The sequence below is a fragment of the Enterobacter sp. HG048 genome (genome assembly GCF_024702055.1).
Classification (GTDB): Bacteria; Pseudomonadota; Gammaproteobacteria; order Enterobacterales; family Enterobacteriaceae; genus Enterobacter; species Enterobacter dykesii.
In genome coordinates this window covers 30,548-47,197 of the sequence record NZ_JANLIZ010000014.1, presented here as the reverse complement: position 1 = coordinate 47,197, position 16,650 = coordinate 30,548, and the positions used below count along the sequence as shown (strand labels likewise).

15 protein-coding genes are annotated in these 16,650 nt (G+C 56.7%); 7 read left to right on the top strand and 8 right to left on the bottom strand.

Going from position 1 to position 16,650, the window contains the following annotated elements; genetic code table 11:
- Positions 1-3: 3 nt before the first annotated feature.
- Positions 4-330, bottom strand: a complete 327-nt coding sequence (gene soxS, locus NUX24_RS16020; protein ID WP_013095071.1) for a superoxide response transcriptional regulator SoxS — start codon at positions 328-330, stop codon at positions 4-6.
- Between the two features lie 98 nt (positions 331-428).
- Between soxS and soxR the strand changes: the two genes are divergently transcribed.
- From soxR to NUX24_RS16000, 4 genes are all read left to right on the top strand, one after another.
- The gene (gene soxR, locus NUX24_RS16015; RefSeq protein WP_257832769.1) at positions 429-887 is read left to right on the top strand and encodes a redox-sensitive transcriptional activator SoxR; all 459 of its coding nucleotides are present in this window, start codon (positions 429-431) and stop codon (positions 885-887) included.
- Between the two features lie 267 nt (positions 888-1,154).
- On the top strand, positions 1,155-1,826 hold the full coding sequence (locus NUX24_RS16010) for a glutathione S-transferase family protein (protein ID WP_109846225.1): 672 nt from the start codon (positions 1,155-1,157) through the stop codon (positions 1,824-1,826).
- Positions 1,827-2,120: 294 nt separating this feature from the next.
- Entirely contained in the window at positions 2,121-3,470 is a 1,350-nt protein-coding gene (ghxP, locus tag NUX24_RS16005; protein ID WP_023310059.1) for a guanine/hypoxanthine transporter GhxP, read from the top strand.
- A gap of 150 nt (positions 3,471-3,620) precedes the next feature.
- Positions 3,621-5,267, top strand: a complete 1,647-nt coding sequence (locus tag NUX24_RS16000; protein ID WP_126331182.1) for a Na+/H+ antiporter — start codon at positions 3,621-3,623, stop codon at positions 5,265-5,267.
- A 47-nt stretch (positions 5,268-5,314) separates the two neighbouring features.
- On the opposite strand, the gene NUX24_RS15995 is transcribed toward NUX24_RS16000, so the two are convergent.
- Positions 5,315-6,202 (bottom strand): LysR family transcriptional regulator, encoded by an 888-nt coding sequence (locus NUX24_RS15995; protein WP_023310061.1) that lies wholly within the window; start codon positions 6,200-6,202, stop codon positions 5,315-5,317.
- 102 nt (positions 6,203-6,304) lie between these two features.
- Here NUX24_RS15995 and NUX24_RS15990 point away from each other — a divergent pair, with 102 nt between their 5' ends.
- Together NUX24_RS15990 and NUX24_RS15985 are read left to right on the top strand one after the other, a co-directional pair.
- Positions 6,305-6,715, top strand: coding sequence for a CidA/LrgA family protein (locus tag NUX24_RS15990; protein ID WP_257832765.1), 411 nt, complete (start codon positions 6,305-6,307; stop codon positions 6,713-6,715).
- The gene (locus NUX24_RS15985; protein WP_257832763.1) at positions 6,708-7,397 is read left to right on the top strand and encodes an LrgB family protein; all 690 of its coding nucleotides are present in this window, start codon (positions 6,708-6,710) and stop codon (positions 7,395-7,397) included. Before NUX24_RS15990 ends, NUX24_RS15985 begins: the two co-directional genes overlap by 8 nt.
- 32 nt (positions 7,398-7,429) lie before the next feature.
- Here NUX24_RS15985 and actP read toward each other — a convergent pair whose 3' ends face one another.
- From actP to acs, 3 genes are all read right to left on the bottom strand, one after another.
- Entirely contained in the window at positions 7,430-9,079 is a 1,650-nt protein-coding gene (gene actP / locus NUX24_RS15980; protein ID WP_032662568.1) for a cation/acetate symporter ActP, read from the bottom strand.
- Positions 9,076-9,390: a DUF485 domain-containing protein gene (locus NUX24_RS15975; protein ID WP_257832759.1), complete on the bottom strand. Its 315-nt coding sequence runs from the start codon at positions 9,388-9,390 to the stop codon at positions 9,076-9,078. The genes actP and NUX24_RS15975 overlap by 4 nt, the downstream gene beginning before the upstream one ends.
- 78 nt (positions 9,391-9,468) lie before the next feature.
- Entirely contained in the window at positions 9,469-11,427 is a 1,959-nt protein-coding gene (gene acs, locus NUX24_RS15970; protein ID WP_048976116.1) for an acetate--CoA ligase, read from the bottom strand.
- Between the two features lie 423 nt (positions 11,428-11,850).
- On the opposite strand from acs, the gene gltP reads away from it, so the two are divergent.
- Positions 11,851-13,164, top strand: a complete 1,314-nt coding sequence (gene gltP / locus NUX24_RS15965; protein WP_023310067.1) for a glutamate/aspartate:proton symporter GltP — start codon at positions 11,851-11,853, stop codon at positions 13,162-13,164.
- A gap of 52 nt (positions 13,165-13,216) precedes the next feature.
- On the opposite strand, the gene NUX24_RS15960 is transcribed toward gltP, so the two are convergent.
- The 3 genes from NUX24_RS15960 to fdhF form a co-directional block, all read right to left on the bottom strand.
- On the bottom strand, positions 13,217-13,891 hold the full coding sequence (locus NUX24_RS15960; RefSeq protein ID WP_047653089.1) for a tetratricopeptide repeat protein: 675 nt from the start codon (positions 13,889-13,891) through the stop codon (positions 13,217-13,219).
- Between the two features lie 121 nt (positions 13,892-14,012).
- Positions 14,013-14,165, bottom strand: coding sequence for a Hok/Gef family protein (locus NUX24_RS15955; RefSeq protein ID WP_047653088.1), 153 nt, complete (start codon positions 14,163-14,165; stop codon positions 14,013-14,015).
- Between the two features lie 322 nt (positions 14,166-14,487).
- Positions 14,488-16,635 (bottom strand): formate dehydrogenase subunit alpha, encoded by a 2,148-nt coding sequence (gene fdhF / locus NUX24_RS15950; protein ID WP_257832755.1) that lies wholly within the window; start codon positions 16,633-16,635, stop codon positions 14,488-14,490.
- Positions 16,636-16,650 lie beyond the last annotated feature (15 nt).

Here is a 16,650-nt window from a genome sequence, read left to right as displayed (position 1 = left end):
TGATTAATTCAACTGGTGGCGATAGTCGCTCGGCGTGCGGTCAAACTCGCGGCGAAACACGCGGGAAAAGGTTTGTTGCGACACATAGCCCAGATCCATCGCGATATCAAAAATGGGCCGCTGCGTTGAGCGTAGCGCCTGCGCCGCCAGCAGCAGTCTGCGCTGGCGAATGTACTCACCCAGCGTCTGATGCATGACCGTGCGGAACATTCTCTGTAAATACCATTTCGAATAGCCCGACTTTTTAGCGACCACATCAATGTTCAACGGTTGGTCGATGTGTTCATCAATCCATTCAATAAGCGTCTGAATAATCTGCTGATGCGACATAAGGTTGCCCCTCTGTAGATACAACTATCTCGGTTAATTCGTCGTTTTCTCTGCGGGGGAGTATAATTCCTCAAGTTAACTTGAGGTAAAGAGGTTTTATGGAAAAGAGATTGCCGCGAATTAAAGCGCTTTTAACTCCCGGTGAAGTGGCGAAGCGAAGCGGCGTTGCGGTATCGGCGCTCCACTTCTATGAAAGTAAAGGGTTAATCAAGAGCATCCGTAACGGGGGCAACCAGCGTCGCTATACCCGCGACGTGCTCCGCTACGTGGCGATTATTAAAATTGCGCAACGAATCGGAATTCCCCTGGCCACGATCGGCGAGGCGTTTGGCGTGCTGCCGGAAGGGCATACGCTTAGCCCGAAAGAGTGGAAAGAGCTTTCGTCCCAGTGGCGTGAAGAGCTGGAGCGGCGTATACATACGCTGGTCGTCCTGCGTGACGAACTGGATGGTTGTATCGGCTGCGGCTGCCTGTCGCGTAGCGATTGTCCGTTGCGTAACCCCGGCGACAGGCTGGGCGAGCAGGGGACGGGGGCGCGGTTGCTGGAAGAAGATTAATAAAGAACTAAAGCGCCACATAAGGGCGCTTTAATTTTTCCCGGTCTTTGTCTTTCACTCTATCCCGCTGGTTCACGGGAGGGTTTCCCCCGACGTCAGCACCCCTCAGTGTCGAGCTGGTTGGGGAGGTTCCGGATTGTGCTGACACTTTAATTCTATGCAAGACCCGTTTTTTCGCCAGCCTCACCGACCGTTTTTTAGACGAATTTTTTTCGCGGTGTTGTTCAATTTTCTATAGTTAAAAAGTATGAATAACAGGAGAAAGCCATGCTCACGGTACACCACCTTAACCAGTCGCGCTCGCACCGCGCGATCTGGGCGCTGGAAGAACTCGGCCTGCCTTATGAGATTGTCCACTACCAGCGCGAAAAGAACATGCTGGCGCCGGAGGCTCTCAAAAAGGTGCATCCGTTGGGCAAATCACCGGTCATTGAAGATAACGGGCTGATCCTTGCGGAGTCGGGCGCCATCCTGGAATACCTGCAGGAAACGTACGATCCCGAGTCGCGCCTTAAGCCTTTAGATCCGGCGCATAAGGTGCAGTATCGCTTCTGGCTGCATTACGCCGAAGGATCGCTGATGCCGCTGCTGTTAATGAAGCTGGTCTTCAACAGCCTCGGCAAGCCGCCGGTGCCGTTTGGTATCAGAACCCTGGGCAAGGCGCTGGGGCAGGGGGTGCAGAAAGCGTATCTCAACCGTCAGCTGGAGACCCATGCGCGCTTTATTGAGTCACACCTTGCCGAAAACAGCTGGTTTGCCGGGGATTCGCTCAGCATGGCCGATATTCAGATGAGCTTCCCGATCTTTGCCCTGCTGGCGCGCGGCGGTATCGCTAATCTGCCGCATATTCAGGCATGGAAGACAAAAGTTGAGAACAGCCCTGGCTGGCAAAGAACCCTGGAACAAGGGGGGCCGTTATCTATCCCCGGCGAGGACTGAAATGTAAACAGATTGCGCATAAACGATAACGTTTGCGCATCCTCTGTTTATTTCTTCAGCGTCATAAGTGAATTTTAGCGAAAAACGAGAAAGTTCAGTTGAAAAGGGCGGGGATTACGCTAGATAATCGTTTGCCTTAATTTGACCACCCGTTTGTAAGCGCGGAGCTAAACGTTTGCTTTTTTTGTGACGCCTTTTCGTCACAAACGCAACACAAGGATTTGACGTTCAGCTGGCAGTGGCGTCTCCACCTCGCTTACGGACTTCCTAAAAAACTCTCAGGGGATGTTTTCTATGTCTACGCCATCTGCGCGTACTGGCGGTTCACTTGACGCCATGTTTAAAATTTCGGCCCGCGGCAGCACCGTGCGCCAGGAAATTGTTGCCGGGTTGACAACGTTTCTGGCGATGGTTTATTCCGTCATCGTTGTGCCGGGCATGCTGGGCAAAGCAGGCTTCCCGCCAGCGGCTGTCTTTGTGGCGACCTGCCTTGTGGCCGGCGTGGGCTCCATCGTGATGGGCCTGTGGGCGAACCTGCCGCTGGCGATTGGTTGCGCCATCTCCCTGACCGCGTTTACCGCGTTCAGCCTGGTGCTGGGTCAGCACATCAGCGTACCGGTTGCGTTGGGTGCCGTGTTCCTGATGGGTGTGCTGTTTACCGTTATTTCAGCGACCGGCATCCGTAGCTGGATCTTGCGCAACCTGCCGCAGGGCGTGGCGCACGGTACCGGCATCGGTATCGGCCTGTTCCTGCTGCTGATCGCCGCCAACGGCGTCGGTCTGGTCATCAAGAACCCGCTGGACGGCCTGCCGGTTGCGCTGGGCCACTTCGCCAGCTTCCCGGTGATTATGTCGCTGATCGGCCTGGCGGTGATTATCGGTCTGGAAAAACTGAAGGTGCCTGGCGGCATTCTGCTGACCATTATCGGCGTTTCTATTGTCGGCCTGATTTTCGATCCAACCGTCCACTTCTCTGGTATCTTCGCCATGCCGTCGCTGAGCGATGACAAAGGCAACTCCCTGATTGGCAGCCTGGATATCGTTGGCGCGCTGAACCCGGTGATCCTGCCAAGCGTGCTGGCGCTGGTCATGACCGCCGTGTTTGATGCGACCGGTACCATTCGTGCGGTGGCCGGTCAGGCGAACCTGCTGGATAAAGACGGTCAGATTATTGACGGCGGCAAAGCGCTGACCACCGACTCCCTGAGCAGCGTCTTCTCTGGTCTGGTGGGCGCGGCGCCTGCGGCGGTGTACATCGAGTCCGCAGCGGGTACGGCGGCAGGCGGTAAAACCGGCCTGACGGCGATCACCGTCGGCGTGCTGTTCATGCTGATCCTGTTCCTCTCTCCGCTCTCCTATCTGGTTCCGGCGTATGCGACCGCGCCAGCGCTGATGTACGTTGGCCTGCTGATGCTGAGCAATGTAGCGAAAATCGACTTTGCGGATTTCGTGGACGCGATGTCTGGCCTGATTACCGCGGTCTTTATCGTCCTGACCTGTAACATCGTGACCGGCATTATGATCGGCTTCGCGTCGCTGGTGATTGGTCGTCTGGTTTCCGGTGAATGGCGCAAGCTGAACGTCGGCACCGTGATTATCGCCGTTGCGCTGGTAGCGTTCTACGCGGGCGGCTGGGCAATCTAAGTTGTCCATTGATGCGAAAACGGGTGGCTCAGGCCGCCCGTTTTTATTTTCAGGACTCATCCTGTTGCCTTTTGCGTTACTCTGGGGAAGATAGAATAAAAGGCACGACGCCTTCCGGAGTACATAAGCAACACAGCAAACAGGGAACGCATGGAAATCTTCTTCACAATACTCATCATGACCCTTGTGGTCTCGTTATCCGGGGTGGTTACACGCGTACTGCCCTTTCAGGTCCCCCTGCCATTAATGCAAATTGCCATCGGCGCGCTGCTGGCGTGGCCGACGTTTGGCCTGCACGTGGAATTTGACCCCGAACTGTTCCTCGTGCTGTTTATCCCGCCGCTGCTGTTTGCCGATGGCTGGAAAACGCCCACGCGCGAGTTCCTTGAGCACGGGCGCGAGATCTTCGGCCTGGCGCTGGCGCTGGTGGTGGTCACCGTCGTCGGGATTGGTTTTCTGATCTACTGGGCGGTACCGGGTATTCCATTAATACCGGCTTTTGCGCTGGCCGCCGTGCTGTCGCCAACCGATGCCGTGGCGCTGTCCGGCATTGTGGGTGAAGGCCGTATTCCGAAGAAAATCATGGGGATTTTACAGGGTGAGGCGCTGATGAACGACGCCTCCGGCCTGGTCGCCCTCAAGTTTGCCGTGGCCGTTGCGATGGGCACGATGGTCTTTACCATCGGCGGCGCAACCCTGGAATTCTTCAAGGTGGCGATTGGCGGTATTCTCGCAGGCTTCGTGGTGAGCTGGCTGTACGGCCGCTCATTGCGCTTCCTCAGCCGCTGGGGCGGCGATGAGCCCGCAACGCAGATCGTACTGCTGTTCCTGCTGCCGTTTGCCTCTTATCTGATAGCCGAACACATCGGCGTGTCGGGCATTCTGGCGGCGGTGGCGGCAGGGATGACCATCACCCGCTCCGGCGTAATGCGCCGCGCGCCGCTGGCGATGCGCCTGCGTGCCAACAGCACCTGGGCCATGCTGGAGTTTGTCTTTAACGGCATGGTGTTCCTGCTGTTGGGCCTGCAGCTGCCAGGCATTATGGAATCCTCGCTGGTGGCGGCCGAAGCCGATCCGAACGTTGAGGTCTGGATGCTGTTTACCGACATCGTGCTGATCTACCTGGCGCTGATGCTGGTGCGTTTCGGCTGGCTGTGGACGATGAAAAACTTCAGCGTGCGTTTCCTGAAGAAAAAGCCGATGGAGTTCGGCTCGTGGACAACGCGTGAGCTGCTGATCGCCTCTTTTGCGGGCGTACGCGGGGCGATCACCCTTGCCGGTGTACTCTCCATTCCGCTGCTGCTGCCCACGGGCGACGTCTTCCCGGCGCGCTACGAGCTGGTCTTCCTGGCGGCGGGCGTGATTCTGTTCTCCCTGTTTGTCGGCGTGATTATGCTGCCGATTTTGCTCCAGCATATTGATGCCGGTGATTCGACCCAGCAGCATAAAGAGGAGCGTATTGCCCGGGCGGCCACCGCCGAAGTGGCAATTGTCGCGATTCAGAAGATGGAAGAGCGTCTGGCCGCCGATGCGGAAGAGAACATCGACAATCAGCTGCTGACGGAGGTCAGTTCCCGCGTGATTGGTAACCTGCGCCGCCGCGCGGACGGGCGTAACGATGTGGAAAGCTCGCTGCAGGAGGAGAACCTGGAACGCCGCTTCCGTCTGGCAGCATTGCGCTCAGAGCGTGCCGAGCTGTACCATCTGCGCGCCACGCGCCAGATCAGCAACGAAACGCTGCAAAAGCTGCTGCACGATCTGGATCTGCTGGAAGCGCTGTTGATAGAGAATCAGTAGCGCTGTTTTTACGTGCTCAATCGCTTCCCTCTCCCTGTGGGAGAGGGTTAGGGTGAGGGCACCCAAAACCCCTCACAACACTGCAGCCACGCCTGCGCGCTCTGCGACAAATAGACCCCTTCACGCCAGATCATCCCCAGCTGCCAGTGCAGGTCGCTCTCCAGCGGGATCCAGCGCAGCGTGTTTTTATCCAGACGCTCGCAGATAGGCTGCGGCAGAATGGCAATCCCCACGCCGGCCTGCACCATCGCCGCCAGGAAATCCCACTGTCCGCTGCGCACCGCTATGCGCGGCTTGACGTTATGCTGGTTAAACAGCGTCATCAGCTGGCGGCTGAGAGCGAAGTCTTCGTTGTAGATCAGCAGAGGGTGCTCGCCGAGCAGTTCAGGTCTCACCGAGTCTAACTTCAGCCAGTCGCCGGAGCGGGGAACCAGCACGCACAGCGGGTGGCTAAAGAGCGGAAGCGTCGCCAGACCGCTCTCTTCCTCAACGGGAAGGGCGGTCATTGCCACGTCGAGCTCGCCGTTGGTGACGGCCTGCTGGACGGTTAACCCACCAAACTCCGAAATCTTCAGCTCAACGCCGGGATAACGCTGGCGAAACAGGCTAATCGGCCCGGCCATCATCATCCCCACCATTGGCGGAATGCCGAGGCGAAGGACACCTTTCTTCAGATGATTGATATCGCCCAGCTCCGCTTCCAGCTGGCGAAACTCCGCCAGAATCGCCAGCCCGCGTTCGAACACCACGCGTCCGGTGTCGGTCAGCAGCAGCTTGCGCCCGTCGCGGATCAGCAGGGTACAGTTAAGTTCATCTTCGAGGTTTTTCAGCATCTTGCTGATGGTGGGCTGGGTAACAAACAACTTCTCCGCTGCGCGGGTAAAACTTTGCTGACGAACCACTTCGACAAAATAGCGCAGCGTTCTTATGTCCATGATTATTCCTCGAAACTATACCTTTGATGATTTTAATTCATTTCAGTCCATACCGTGCGCTCTCTATACTGGCGCCTCATCTCATTTTTGAGGAAAACCCCCATGGCCGTGGCGTTAAGCCGTGTTACGCCTGCCGTTGTGCAACGACTCCAGGTCCCGGTGCAGGTACTGCTCTACGCGGGACTGTTTGTTTTCGCGGAATATCTTGTCGGCTGGCTGCATCTGCCGCTGCCCGCCAATCTTGTCGGGATGCTGCTGATGCTGACGCTTATTCTGTGCCGCGTGATCCCCCTTAACTGGTTGCGCGCCGGGGCGCGCTGGCTGCTTGCGGAAATGCTGCTGTTCTTTGTTCCTGCCGTGGTGGCGGTGGTGAACTATGCGCAGCTGCTGATGGTGGACGGCTGGCGAATCTTTGCGGTCATCGCGCTGAGTACGCTGATGGTGCTGGGGACGACCGCCTGGGTGGTGGATAAAGTGTATCGCTTTGAAATCAGCAGGCACAAACATGACTAACTTTCAGGTAAGCGTCCTGTGCCTGATTGCGACGCTGGCGATTTACTTTGCCAACAAGCGGCTCTATCGCCGCTTTCACGCCCTGCCGCTGATGCCGCTGGTCTTCACGCCGATCCTACTGGTGCTGATGCTGGTCTTCGGCCACATCTCCTGGCAGAACTATATTGGCGAATCCCACTGGCTGCTGTGGCTGCTCGGCCCGGCGACCATCGCTTTTGCCGTCCCCGTTTACGACAACCTCGCCATTATAAAACGCCACTGGATGTCGCTCAGCGCAGGCGTCATCACCGCCACGGTGGTCGCGGTATGCAGCTCCGTCTGGCTGGCGCGGCTGTTTACGCTGCCCGATGGAATTCAGCGCAGCCTGGCGGTGCGTTCGGTGACCACGCCGTTTGCGCTGGCGGCCGCTAAACCGCTCGGCGGGCAGCCGGACCTGGTGGCGCTGTTTGTGGTGGTGACGGGCGTCTTTGGGATGGCCGTCGGCGATATGTTGTTCCTGCGCTTGTCGATCCGTGAAGGGATGGCGAAAGGCGCGGGGTTTGGCGCGGCGTCGCACGGGGCGGGCACGGCACGTTCGTATGAGCTGGGACAGCAGGAGGGCGTTGTCGCAAGCCTGGTGATGATGCTCTCAGGCGTAGTGATGGTGCTGATTGCGCCGCTGGTGGCGTGGGTGATGTTTTAAGCTCCCCGGCCAGAATGACCGGGGAGAAAGGCTTAATGCGCGCGGCCCTGCTCGACGCCCAGGCCGGTTTGCGAGCGGATAAACTGGGCGCGGAATTTCTCACGCTCCAGGTTACCCTCCGGCGAATTGTCGGTGGCCGAGAAGAACCAGATGCCGATAAACGCCACGGCGATCGAGAACAGCGCCGGGTATTCATACGGGAAGATAGCGCTTGCGTGACCGAGGATCTGCACCCAGATGGTCGGGCCCAGAATCATCAGGATCACCGCCGTCAGCAGCCCCAGCCAGCCGCCAATCATCGCGCCGCGCGTGGTCAGCTTCGACCAGTACATGGAGAGCAGGATGATCGGGAAGTTGCAGCTTGCCGCAATCGAAAAGGCCAGCCCCACCATAAAGGCGATGTTCTGCTTCTCAAACAGAATGCCTAACAGAATCGCCACGACGCCCAGCACCAGCACGGTGATTTTCGAGACCTTCAGCTCGTCGCGCTCGCTCGCGCCTTTGCGGAAGACGTTGGCGTAGAGGTCATGCGACACCGCAGACGCGCCGGCCAGCGTCAGCCCTGCAACCACCGCAAGAATGGTGGCGAAGGCCACGGCGGAGATAAAGCCGAGGAACAGGTTACCGCCCACCGCGTCAGCCAGGTGCACCGCCGCCATGTTGTTACCGCCAATCAGCGCGCCCGCCGCGTCTTTAAACGCCGGGTTCGCCCCCACCAGCATGATCGCGCCAAAGCCGATGATAAAGGTCAGGATGTAGAAATAACCCATGAAACCGGTGGCGTAAAAGACGCTCTTGCGCGCTTCACGCGCATCGCTCACGGTGAAGAAGCGCATCAAAATGTGCGGTAAACCTGCGGTACCGAACATCAGGCCGAGACCGAGCGAGAGCGCGGATATCGGGTCTTTCACCAGCCCGCCCGGGCTCATGATCGCTTCCCCTTTCGGGTGGACCGCCATGGCTTCGGTAAACAGGTTATTGAAGCTGAACCCGACGTGCTTCATCACCATAAAGGCCATAAAGCTGGCGCCGAACAGCAGCAGAACGGCTTTGATGATCTGCACCCATGTAGTGGCGAGCATGCCGCCGAACAGGACGTACATCACCATCAGCACGCCCACCAGCACCACCGCGATGTGGTAGTTCAGGCCGAACAGCAGTTCGATCAATTTACCCGCGCCCACCATCTGCGCAATCAGGTACAGCGCCACCACCACCAGCGAACCGCAGGCGGAGAGGGTGCGAATCGGCCCCTGCTTCAGGCGATAGGAGGCCACATCAGCGAAGGTATAGCGGCCCAGGTTACGCAGGCGCTCGGCAATCAGGAACAGGATGATCGGCCAGCCGACGAGGAAGCCGAGGGAGTAGATCAGGCCGTCATAGCCGGAGGTATACACCAGCGCGGAGATCCCGAGGAACGAGGCGGCGGACATAAAGTCACCCGCAATCGCCAGCCCGTTCTGGAAGCCGGTAATGTTGCCGCCTGCGGTGTAGTAATCGTTACGGGAGCGCACGCGTTTCGACGCCCAGTAAGTTATGTACAGCGTCAGCAGGACGAAAATCAGGAACATCACAATGGCCTGCCAGTTGGTTGGCTGGCGCTGGACCTCGCCGGTAATGGCATCCGCCGCGTGGGCGGCAAAGGGAAGCGTGGCGGCGAGCGCCGTCAGAACTCTCTTCATGATGCATTTACCTCTTGCAGTACCGCTTTATTAAGTCGATCGAATTCACCGTTCGCGCGCCAGACGTAGACGCCGGTCAGAAGGAATGAAATCACAATCACGCCAATGCCAATCGGAATACCGCGCGTCACGCTGGTCCCCTCGTGCAGCGGGGTGCCCAGCCAGTGCGGGGCAAAGGCGATCAGCAGAATAAAGCCGACGTAGATAACCAGCATGATGATGGAAAGGATGAAGGCAAACCGTTGCCGCTTATCGACGAGCTCCCTGTAGTGCGCACTATTCTCTATCTGCTGACAAATATCGTTATTCATCACAGAGTCTCCAGAAGTATTTGTAGGGGAGGTTTTATTGTTCCCTCTCCCTTGAGGGAGAGGGTTAGGGTAAGGGGGTTACGATGGCATCGCGATGGCCTGCTTCTCCTCGAGCAGTTTTTCCACCACGCCAGGGTCCGCGAGCGTTGAGGTATCACCGAGGTTGCTGGTGTCTCCAGCCGCGATTTTGCGCAAGATACGACGCATAATTTTGCCGGAACGGGTTTTCGGCAGCGAGTCGGTCCAGTGCAGCACGTCCGGCGTCGCCAGCGGGCCAATCTCTTTACGCACCCAGTTGCGCACCTCAGCGTAGAGCTCTGGCGACGGTTCTTCACCGTGGTTCAGAGTGACATAGGCGTAAATCGCCTGGCCTTTGATGTTATGCGGAATGCCCACAACCGCCGCTTCGGCAATCTTCGGATGCGACACCAGCGCCGATTCAATCTCAGCGGTGCCCAGACGGTGGCCGGAGACGTTCAGCACATCGTCCACGCGCCCGGTTATCCAGTAATAGCCATCTTCGTCACGACGCGCGCCGTCGCCGCTGAAGTACATGTTTTTAAAGGTCGAGAAGTAGGTCTGCTCGAAGCGATCGTGATCGCCAAACAGGGTACGCGCCTGACCCGGCCAGGAGTCCGTGATCACCAGGTTGCCTTCGGTGGCACCTTCCAGCGGGTTGCCTTCGTTATCCACCAGCGCAGGCTGCACGCCGAAAAACGGACGGGTTGCGGAACCGGCCTTCAGCTGCGTGGCGCCCGGCATTGGGGTGATCATGAAGCCGCCGGTTTCGGTCTGCCACCAGGTGTCCATTACCGGGCATTTCTCGTTGCCGATTTTCTTCCAGTACCACTCCCAGGCTTCCGGGTTGATTGGCTCACCCACGGAACCGAGGATGCGCAATGAAGAGCGGTCGGTGCCTTCGATGGCTTTATCGCCTTCCGCCATTAAGGCGCGGATCGCCGTTGGTGCGGTGTAGAGAATGTTGACCTGGTGTTTGTCGACCACCTGGCACATCCGCGCCGGAGTCGGCCAGTTCGGTACGCCCTCAAACATCAGCGTTGTTGCGCCACAGGCCAGCGGGCCGTACAGCAGATAGCTATGTCCGGTAACCCAGCCCACATCGGCGGTACACCAGTAGATGTCGCCCGGATGGTAGTCGAAGACGTATTTGAAGGTGGTGGCCGCATAGACCAGATAGCCGCCGGTGGTGTGCAGGACGCCTTTCGGCTTACCGGTGGAACCGGAGGTGTAAAGAATGAATAGCGGATCTTCTGCGTTCATCTCTTCAGGCTGATGCTGGTCGCTCGCGTTCTCAATCAGGTCGCTCCACCACAGGTCGCGCCCCTCGGTCCAGTCGATTTTGCCGCCGGTACGCTTAAGGACGATGACGTTACTGACCGTTTTGACGTTCGGGTTTTTCAGCGCTTCGTCGACGTTTTTCTTGAGTGGGATACCGCGCCCGGCGCGCACGCCTTCATCGGCGGTGATCACCAGTTTTGAACTGGAATCGACAATACGGCCCGCAACCGCCTCTGGCGAGAACCCGCCAAAAATCACCGAGTGAATTGCGCCGATACGCGCGCAGGCCAGCATGGCCACCGCCGCTTCCGGCACCATCGGCATATAGATAGCGACCACGTCGCCTTTTTTGATGCCCTTTTCCAGCAGGACGTTGGCGAAGCGGCACACGTCGCGGTGCAGCTCTTTGTACGTAATATGTTTGCTTTGCGAGGCGTCATCGCCTTCCCAGATAATGGCCGTCTCATTCCCGCGCTCGGCGAGATGACGATCGAGGCAGTTCGCCGCCAGGTTCAGGGTGCCATCTTCATACCATTTAATGGAGACATTGCCGGGTGCAAAGGAGGTGTTCTTCACCTTCTGATAAGGTTTGATCCAGTCAAGGATATGGCCCTGCTCACCCCAGAAGGTGTCCGGGGCGGTGATAGATTGCTGATATTTCTCGTGGTACTGCTCCGGGGTGATCAGGCAACGGTCCGCAATGTTTGCGGGAATGTCATGTTTGTGTATTTGGCTCATGGCTTTTTTTCTCCTTGTAAGATGTTAATAATATGTCGCAAAAACGTTAATTGTAGGGGCTTTACAAGCTTTGTTTATTATTTGGGCTGCAGATCACGCATTGTTTGAAGAGTATGAAAATTGAGCGAATGAATCTTTGAAGGGAAATAATTTATGCTGACAATTATTCACATTTATGTTTAAAAAAGCGTTTTTATAACAAAAGGTTATTTATCAGAATTAGAATAAACTCCCGTCATCGTCGCTTTTGTGAGTGAAACGCGTCGTTCTTTAAGGCTTGCGCAACAGGTCGCGCAAATGATACTCATACGCCGCGTTAAAAAATCCCATAAACCAACGCAACACAATTCATACCCTTTCAGTATGTCTCCATATTCATGCAGTTTGAGTGAATAAGGCGCTTCATTGAGGAAGTCAGTTTCTATGAAAAACGTTAAAGTCAGCCTTGCCTGGCAGATCTTAATCGCCCTTGTGCTGGGCATCTTGCTGGGCAGTTACCTCCACTATCATAGCGACAGCCGCGAATGGCTGATTGCGAACCTGCTTTCACCGGCAGGGGATATCTTTATTCATCTGATCAAGATGATTGTCGTACCGATTGTGATCTCGACGCTGGTGGTCGGTATTGCGGGCGTCGGCGATGCGAAGCAGTTAGGCCGTATTGGCGCGAAAACCATTATCTATTTCGAAGTGATCACTACGGTTGCGATTATCCTCGGTATCACGCTGGCGAACGTGTTCCAGCCGGGTTCCGGGATTGATATGTCGCAGCTGGCGACGGTGGATATTTCGAAATACCAAAGCACGACCGCTGACGTGCAAAGCCATGCGCACGGCCTGATGGGCACTATCCTGTCGCTGGTGCCGACCAACATTGTGGCGTCAATGGCGAAGGGCGAGATGCTGCCTATCATCTTCTTCTCGGTGCTGTTCGGTCTGGGGCTCTCCTCCCTGCCGGCGACGCACCGTGAGCCGCTGGTGACCGTGTTCCGCTCTATCTCTGAAACCATGTTTAAAGTGACGCACATGGTGATGCGTTACGCGCCGGTAGGGGTGTTTGCGCTTATCGCCGTCACCGTGGCGAACTTCGGTTTTGCCTCCCTGTGGCCGCTGGCGAAGCTGGTGCTCCTGGTGCACTTCGCCATTCTATTCTTCGCGCTGGTGGTGCTGGGGATCGTGGCGCGTCTGTGCGGGCTGAGCATCTGGATCCTGATTCGCATCCTGAAAGATGAGCTGATTCTGGCGTACTCCACGGCAAGTTCTGAGAGCGTGTTGCCGCGTATTATTGAGAAGATGGAAGCCTACGGCGCGCCAGCTTCTATTACCAGCTTCGTGGTACCGACCGGCTATTCCTTTAACCTGGACGGTTCGACGCTGTACCAGAGCATCGCCGCTATCTTTATTGCGCAGCTGTACGGTATTGACCTGTCGCTGTGGCAGGAGATCGTGCTGGTGCTGACGCTGATGGTGACGTCCAAAGGTATTGCAGGCGTTCCGGGCGTCTCCTTCGTGGTACTGCTGGCGACGCTTGGCAGCGTCGGTATTCCGCTGGAAGGTCTGGCGTTTATCGCCGGTGTGGACCGTATCCTCGACATGGCGCGTACCGCGCTGAACGTGGTGGGGAATGCCCTGGCGGTGCTAGTTATCGCCAAGTGGGAACACAAATTCGACCGTAAAAAGGCGCTGGCGTATGAACGCGAGGTGCTGGGTCGTTTTGATAAGACTGCTGACCAGTAATGTAACGTTTTCTCCCTCTCCCCTTTGGGGAGAGGGTTAGGGTGAGGGGATTTTATTCCCCGCTCAACGCATCAAACTCTTCGCACCCCGTATCAAACCCTTCCGTACAGCTCAGGTTCAACCAGTACAGCGCTTTCTGTTTATTGGGCGTGATAAAGCCTTTCTCACCCTGCCTGAACAACATCCCCGCCCAGTACTCGGCGTAGCCCGTGCGTGAAAGTGCCGAGCTCCGCTTGAACCACGAGGCGGCCTGCACGTCGTCCTGGGCCACTTCAACGCCGTTGGCATAAATCAGCCCCAGCAGCATTTGCGCATCTACCGCTGAGTCGTTGTCGATATCTTCAGTCGCCGTTTGCAGCAGTTTGATGGCCTGGGGATAGTCGGTTGTACCAGCCTGAGTGTTGACCAGCACGCGCGCCAGCATGATCGCGCCGCGTTTGCTGCCCGCGATGGTTGCCTGCTGTGCCAGTGCCTTAGCTTGCGCATAATTTCCCTGGGTAAAGAGGATTTGCGAGAGCAGCCCCATGGCATCGACATCGCCGCCTTTAGCGGCTTTCTCGGCCCACAGAGCGGCCTGCTTAATGTCACCAGAGCTGAAGTACGTATCGGCAAGATAATACTGGGCGCGGGCATCGCCGGCTTCTGCCTGTTTCAGATACTGGCTGCCTATCTCATCCGCGCGGGCGAAGGACGTTAAAAACACTAACAACAGAAAAATGGCTTTCATGGACTCTTATCATCTGGGTACACGCCGCGCAGTATAATCGCGGTGGCGAAAGAAAAAAATGGGTGCATTAAGACCTCAGCATCCTGCAAGCCGGGCGGAACCGTGGTTCCGCCCGTAGAGGTTAGCCTGGGTTGCAGGCTAATTTTGCCGCCACCTCCTGATGTTCACCCTTTATTGAAAACTCGCATAACTTACCTCGAGTAATAAAGGTAAAGATCACTATCGTCAGGCAAATAATAAAGACGATGCCTAACGCAGTTTTTAATGGCGTCATGCCTTTTACTCCTTGTCAAAAAAAGAATAAGAGGCTACTCTCAACTTGTTCGGAGTTGAGGGAGTAGCCTCGGGTAAATGAAAATTTCCCGGGGCTTTCTACTTTCTGTCCCTCAACAATGCTCAAGACAGAAAGTCTTAAGCACCCGCCGCACATCTTATCCCTCTGAATTAAAATGCAAAGATGTAATTATTTTTCGCGAAAATTACATTATTTCTGCGAGCCGCTTTCCAGAACAATAATTAATATCGTTGATGAGTTAATCGGAAATAAAAAGGGAGTGAATATTTCACTCCCTTTATTCATCGATGAATTAACGGCTTCACCCCATTGCGCTTTCGCGCAGCCGGGCTTTCAGCTTGTTATATTCGTCGATGACATACTGTTCCGCAGCGTGCTGGTCCGCAATCGGCTCCACGCGTACGGCGCAGTATTTATACTCCGGCGTTTTGGTTATCGGGCTTAAGTTCTCCGTGACCAGCTCGTTACAGGCGCCAATCCACCACTGGTAGGTCATATAGACCGCACCTTTGTTCGGACGATCGCTGACCTGCGCACGGGTAATGATCCGGCCTTTGCGCGAATTCACCCACACCAGCGCTTCGTCCTCAATGCCGAGGCGCTCTGCGTCGGCGGTGTTGATTTGCGCGTAGCCCGGTTCGTCCGCCAGCGCCGCCAGCGCGGCGCAGTTGCCCGTCATCGAACGGCAGGAGTAGTGGCCCACTTCACGCACGGTGGAGAGCACCATCGGATACTCGTCGGTGAGTTTATCGATCGGCGCGACCCAGTCGCAGGTGAAGAACTGTGCCAGCCCGTTCGGGGTGTCGAACTTCTCTTTAAAGAGGTATGACGTCCCCTGATCGGCTTCGGACTCATCGCGACACGGCCACTGGATATACCCAAGCTCACCCATTTTTTCATAGGTGGCGCCGTTGAAGTCAGGACACAGACTGCGCAACTCGTCCCAGATCTCCTGGGTGTTGTTGTAGTGCATCGGGTAGCCCATGCGGGTGGCGATTTCACTGATGATCTGCCAGTCCGTTTTCAGGTCCCACTTCGGATCGACCGCCTTAAAGAAGCGCTGGAAGCCGCGGTCCGCCGCCGTGTAGACGCCTTCATGCTCGCCCCACGAGGTCGACGGTAAAATCACATCCGCCGCCGCCGCGGTTTTGGTCATGAAAATATCCTGGACAATCACCAGCTCCAGATCCTCAAACCCTTTGCGCACCGCAGAGAGCTCTGCGTCGGTCTGGAGCGGATCTTCACCCATGATGTAGGCCGCACGCACTTCGCCGTGCGCCGCGCGGTGCGGCAGCTCGCTGATGCGATATCCGGTGTGTTCTGGCAGGCTTTCCACGCCCCAGGCCTTCGCGAATTTCTCGCGGTTTTCCGGGAACTTCACGTACTGGTAGCCCGGGTAGGTGTCCGGCAGCGCGCCCATATCGCATGCGCCCTGAACGTTATTCTGACCACGTACCGGGTTGACGCCGACGTGCGCTTTACCCAGATTGCCGGTCAGCATCGCGAGACTCGTCAGAGAACGCACGGTTTCCACGCCCTGATAGAACTGGGTCACGCCCATGCCCCACAGGATGGCGGCGGTTTTCGCCCCGGCATACATCCGTGCCGCCTGGCGGATCTCCTGCGCGCTGACGCCGGTGATCGTTTCCACCGACTCTGGCGTATAGCCTTCGACAATTTTCCTATACTCTTCAAAGCCTTCCGTACGGGTCGCGACAAACGCCTGGTCGTACAGGTTCTCCTCAATAATGACGTGCCCCATTGCGTTCAACAGCGCGATGTTCGAGCCGTTTTTCAACGCGATGTGCATATCCGCAATGCGCGCGGTTTCAATTTTGCGCGGATCGCAGACGATGATTTTCGCCCCATTCTGTTTAGCGCGAATAACGTGGTTCGCGACGATAGGGTGAGAATCCGCCGGGTTATAACCAAAGATGAAGACGAGATCGGTATTATCTATCTCGTTGATGGCATTACTCATTGCGCCGTTACCGACCGACTGGTGCAGACCTGCAACCGATGGGCCGTGTCAGACGCGAGCGCAGCAGTCGACGTTATTGGTACCAATAACGGCGCGCGCGAATTTTTGCATCACATAGTTGGTTTCATTTCCCGTCCCGCGGGAAGAGCCGGTAGTTTGGATGGCATCCGGGCCATACTTGGCCTTGATGGCGCTTAGGCGCGTGGCGACGTAATCCAGCGCCTCGTTCCAGGAGACGGCTTCCAGCTTGCCGCCGCGCTCGCGGCGGATCATAGGGGTTTTCAGGCGCGGGGTAAGGATTTGGGTATCGTTAATAAAATCCCAGCCGTAGTAACCTTTCAGGCACAGCGTGCCCTGGTTGGTTTTCCCCTGTGCGGCCTCCGCCCGGACGATTTTGCCGTTATCGACCACCAGGTGGATCTTGCAACCTGAGGCACAATAAGGGCAAACCGTGACGACTTTTTTCATCAGTCTGCTCCAGTT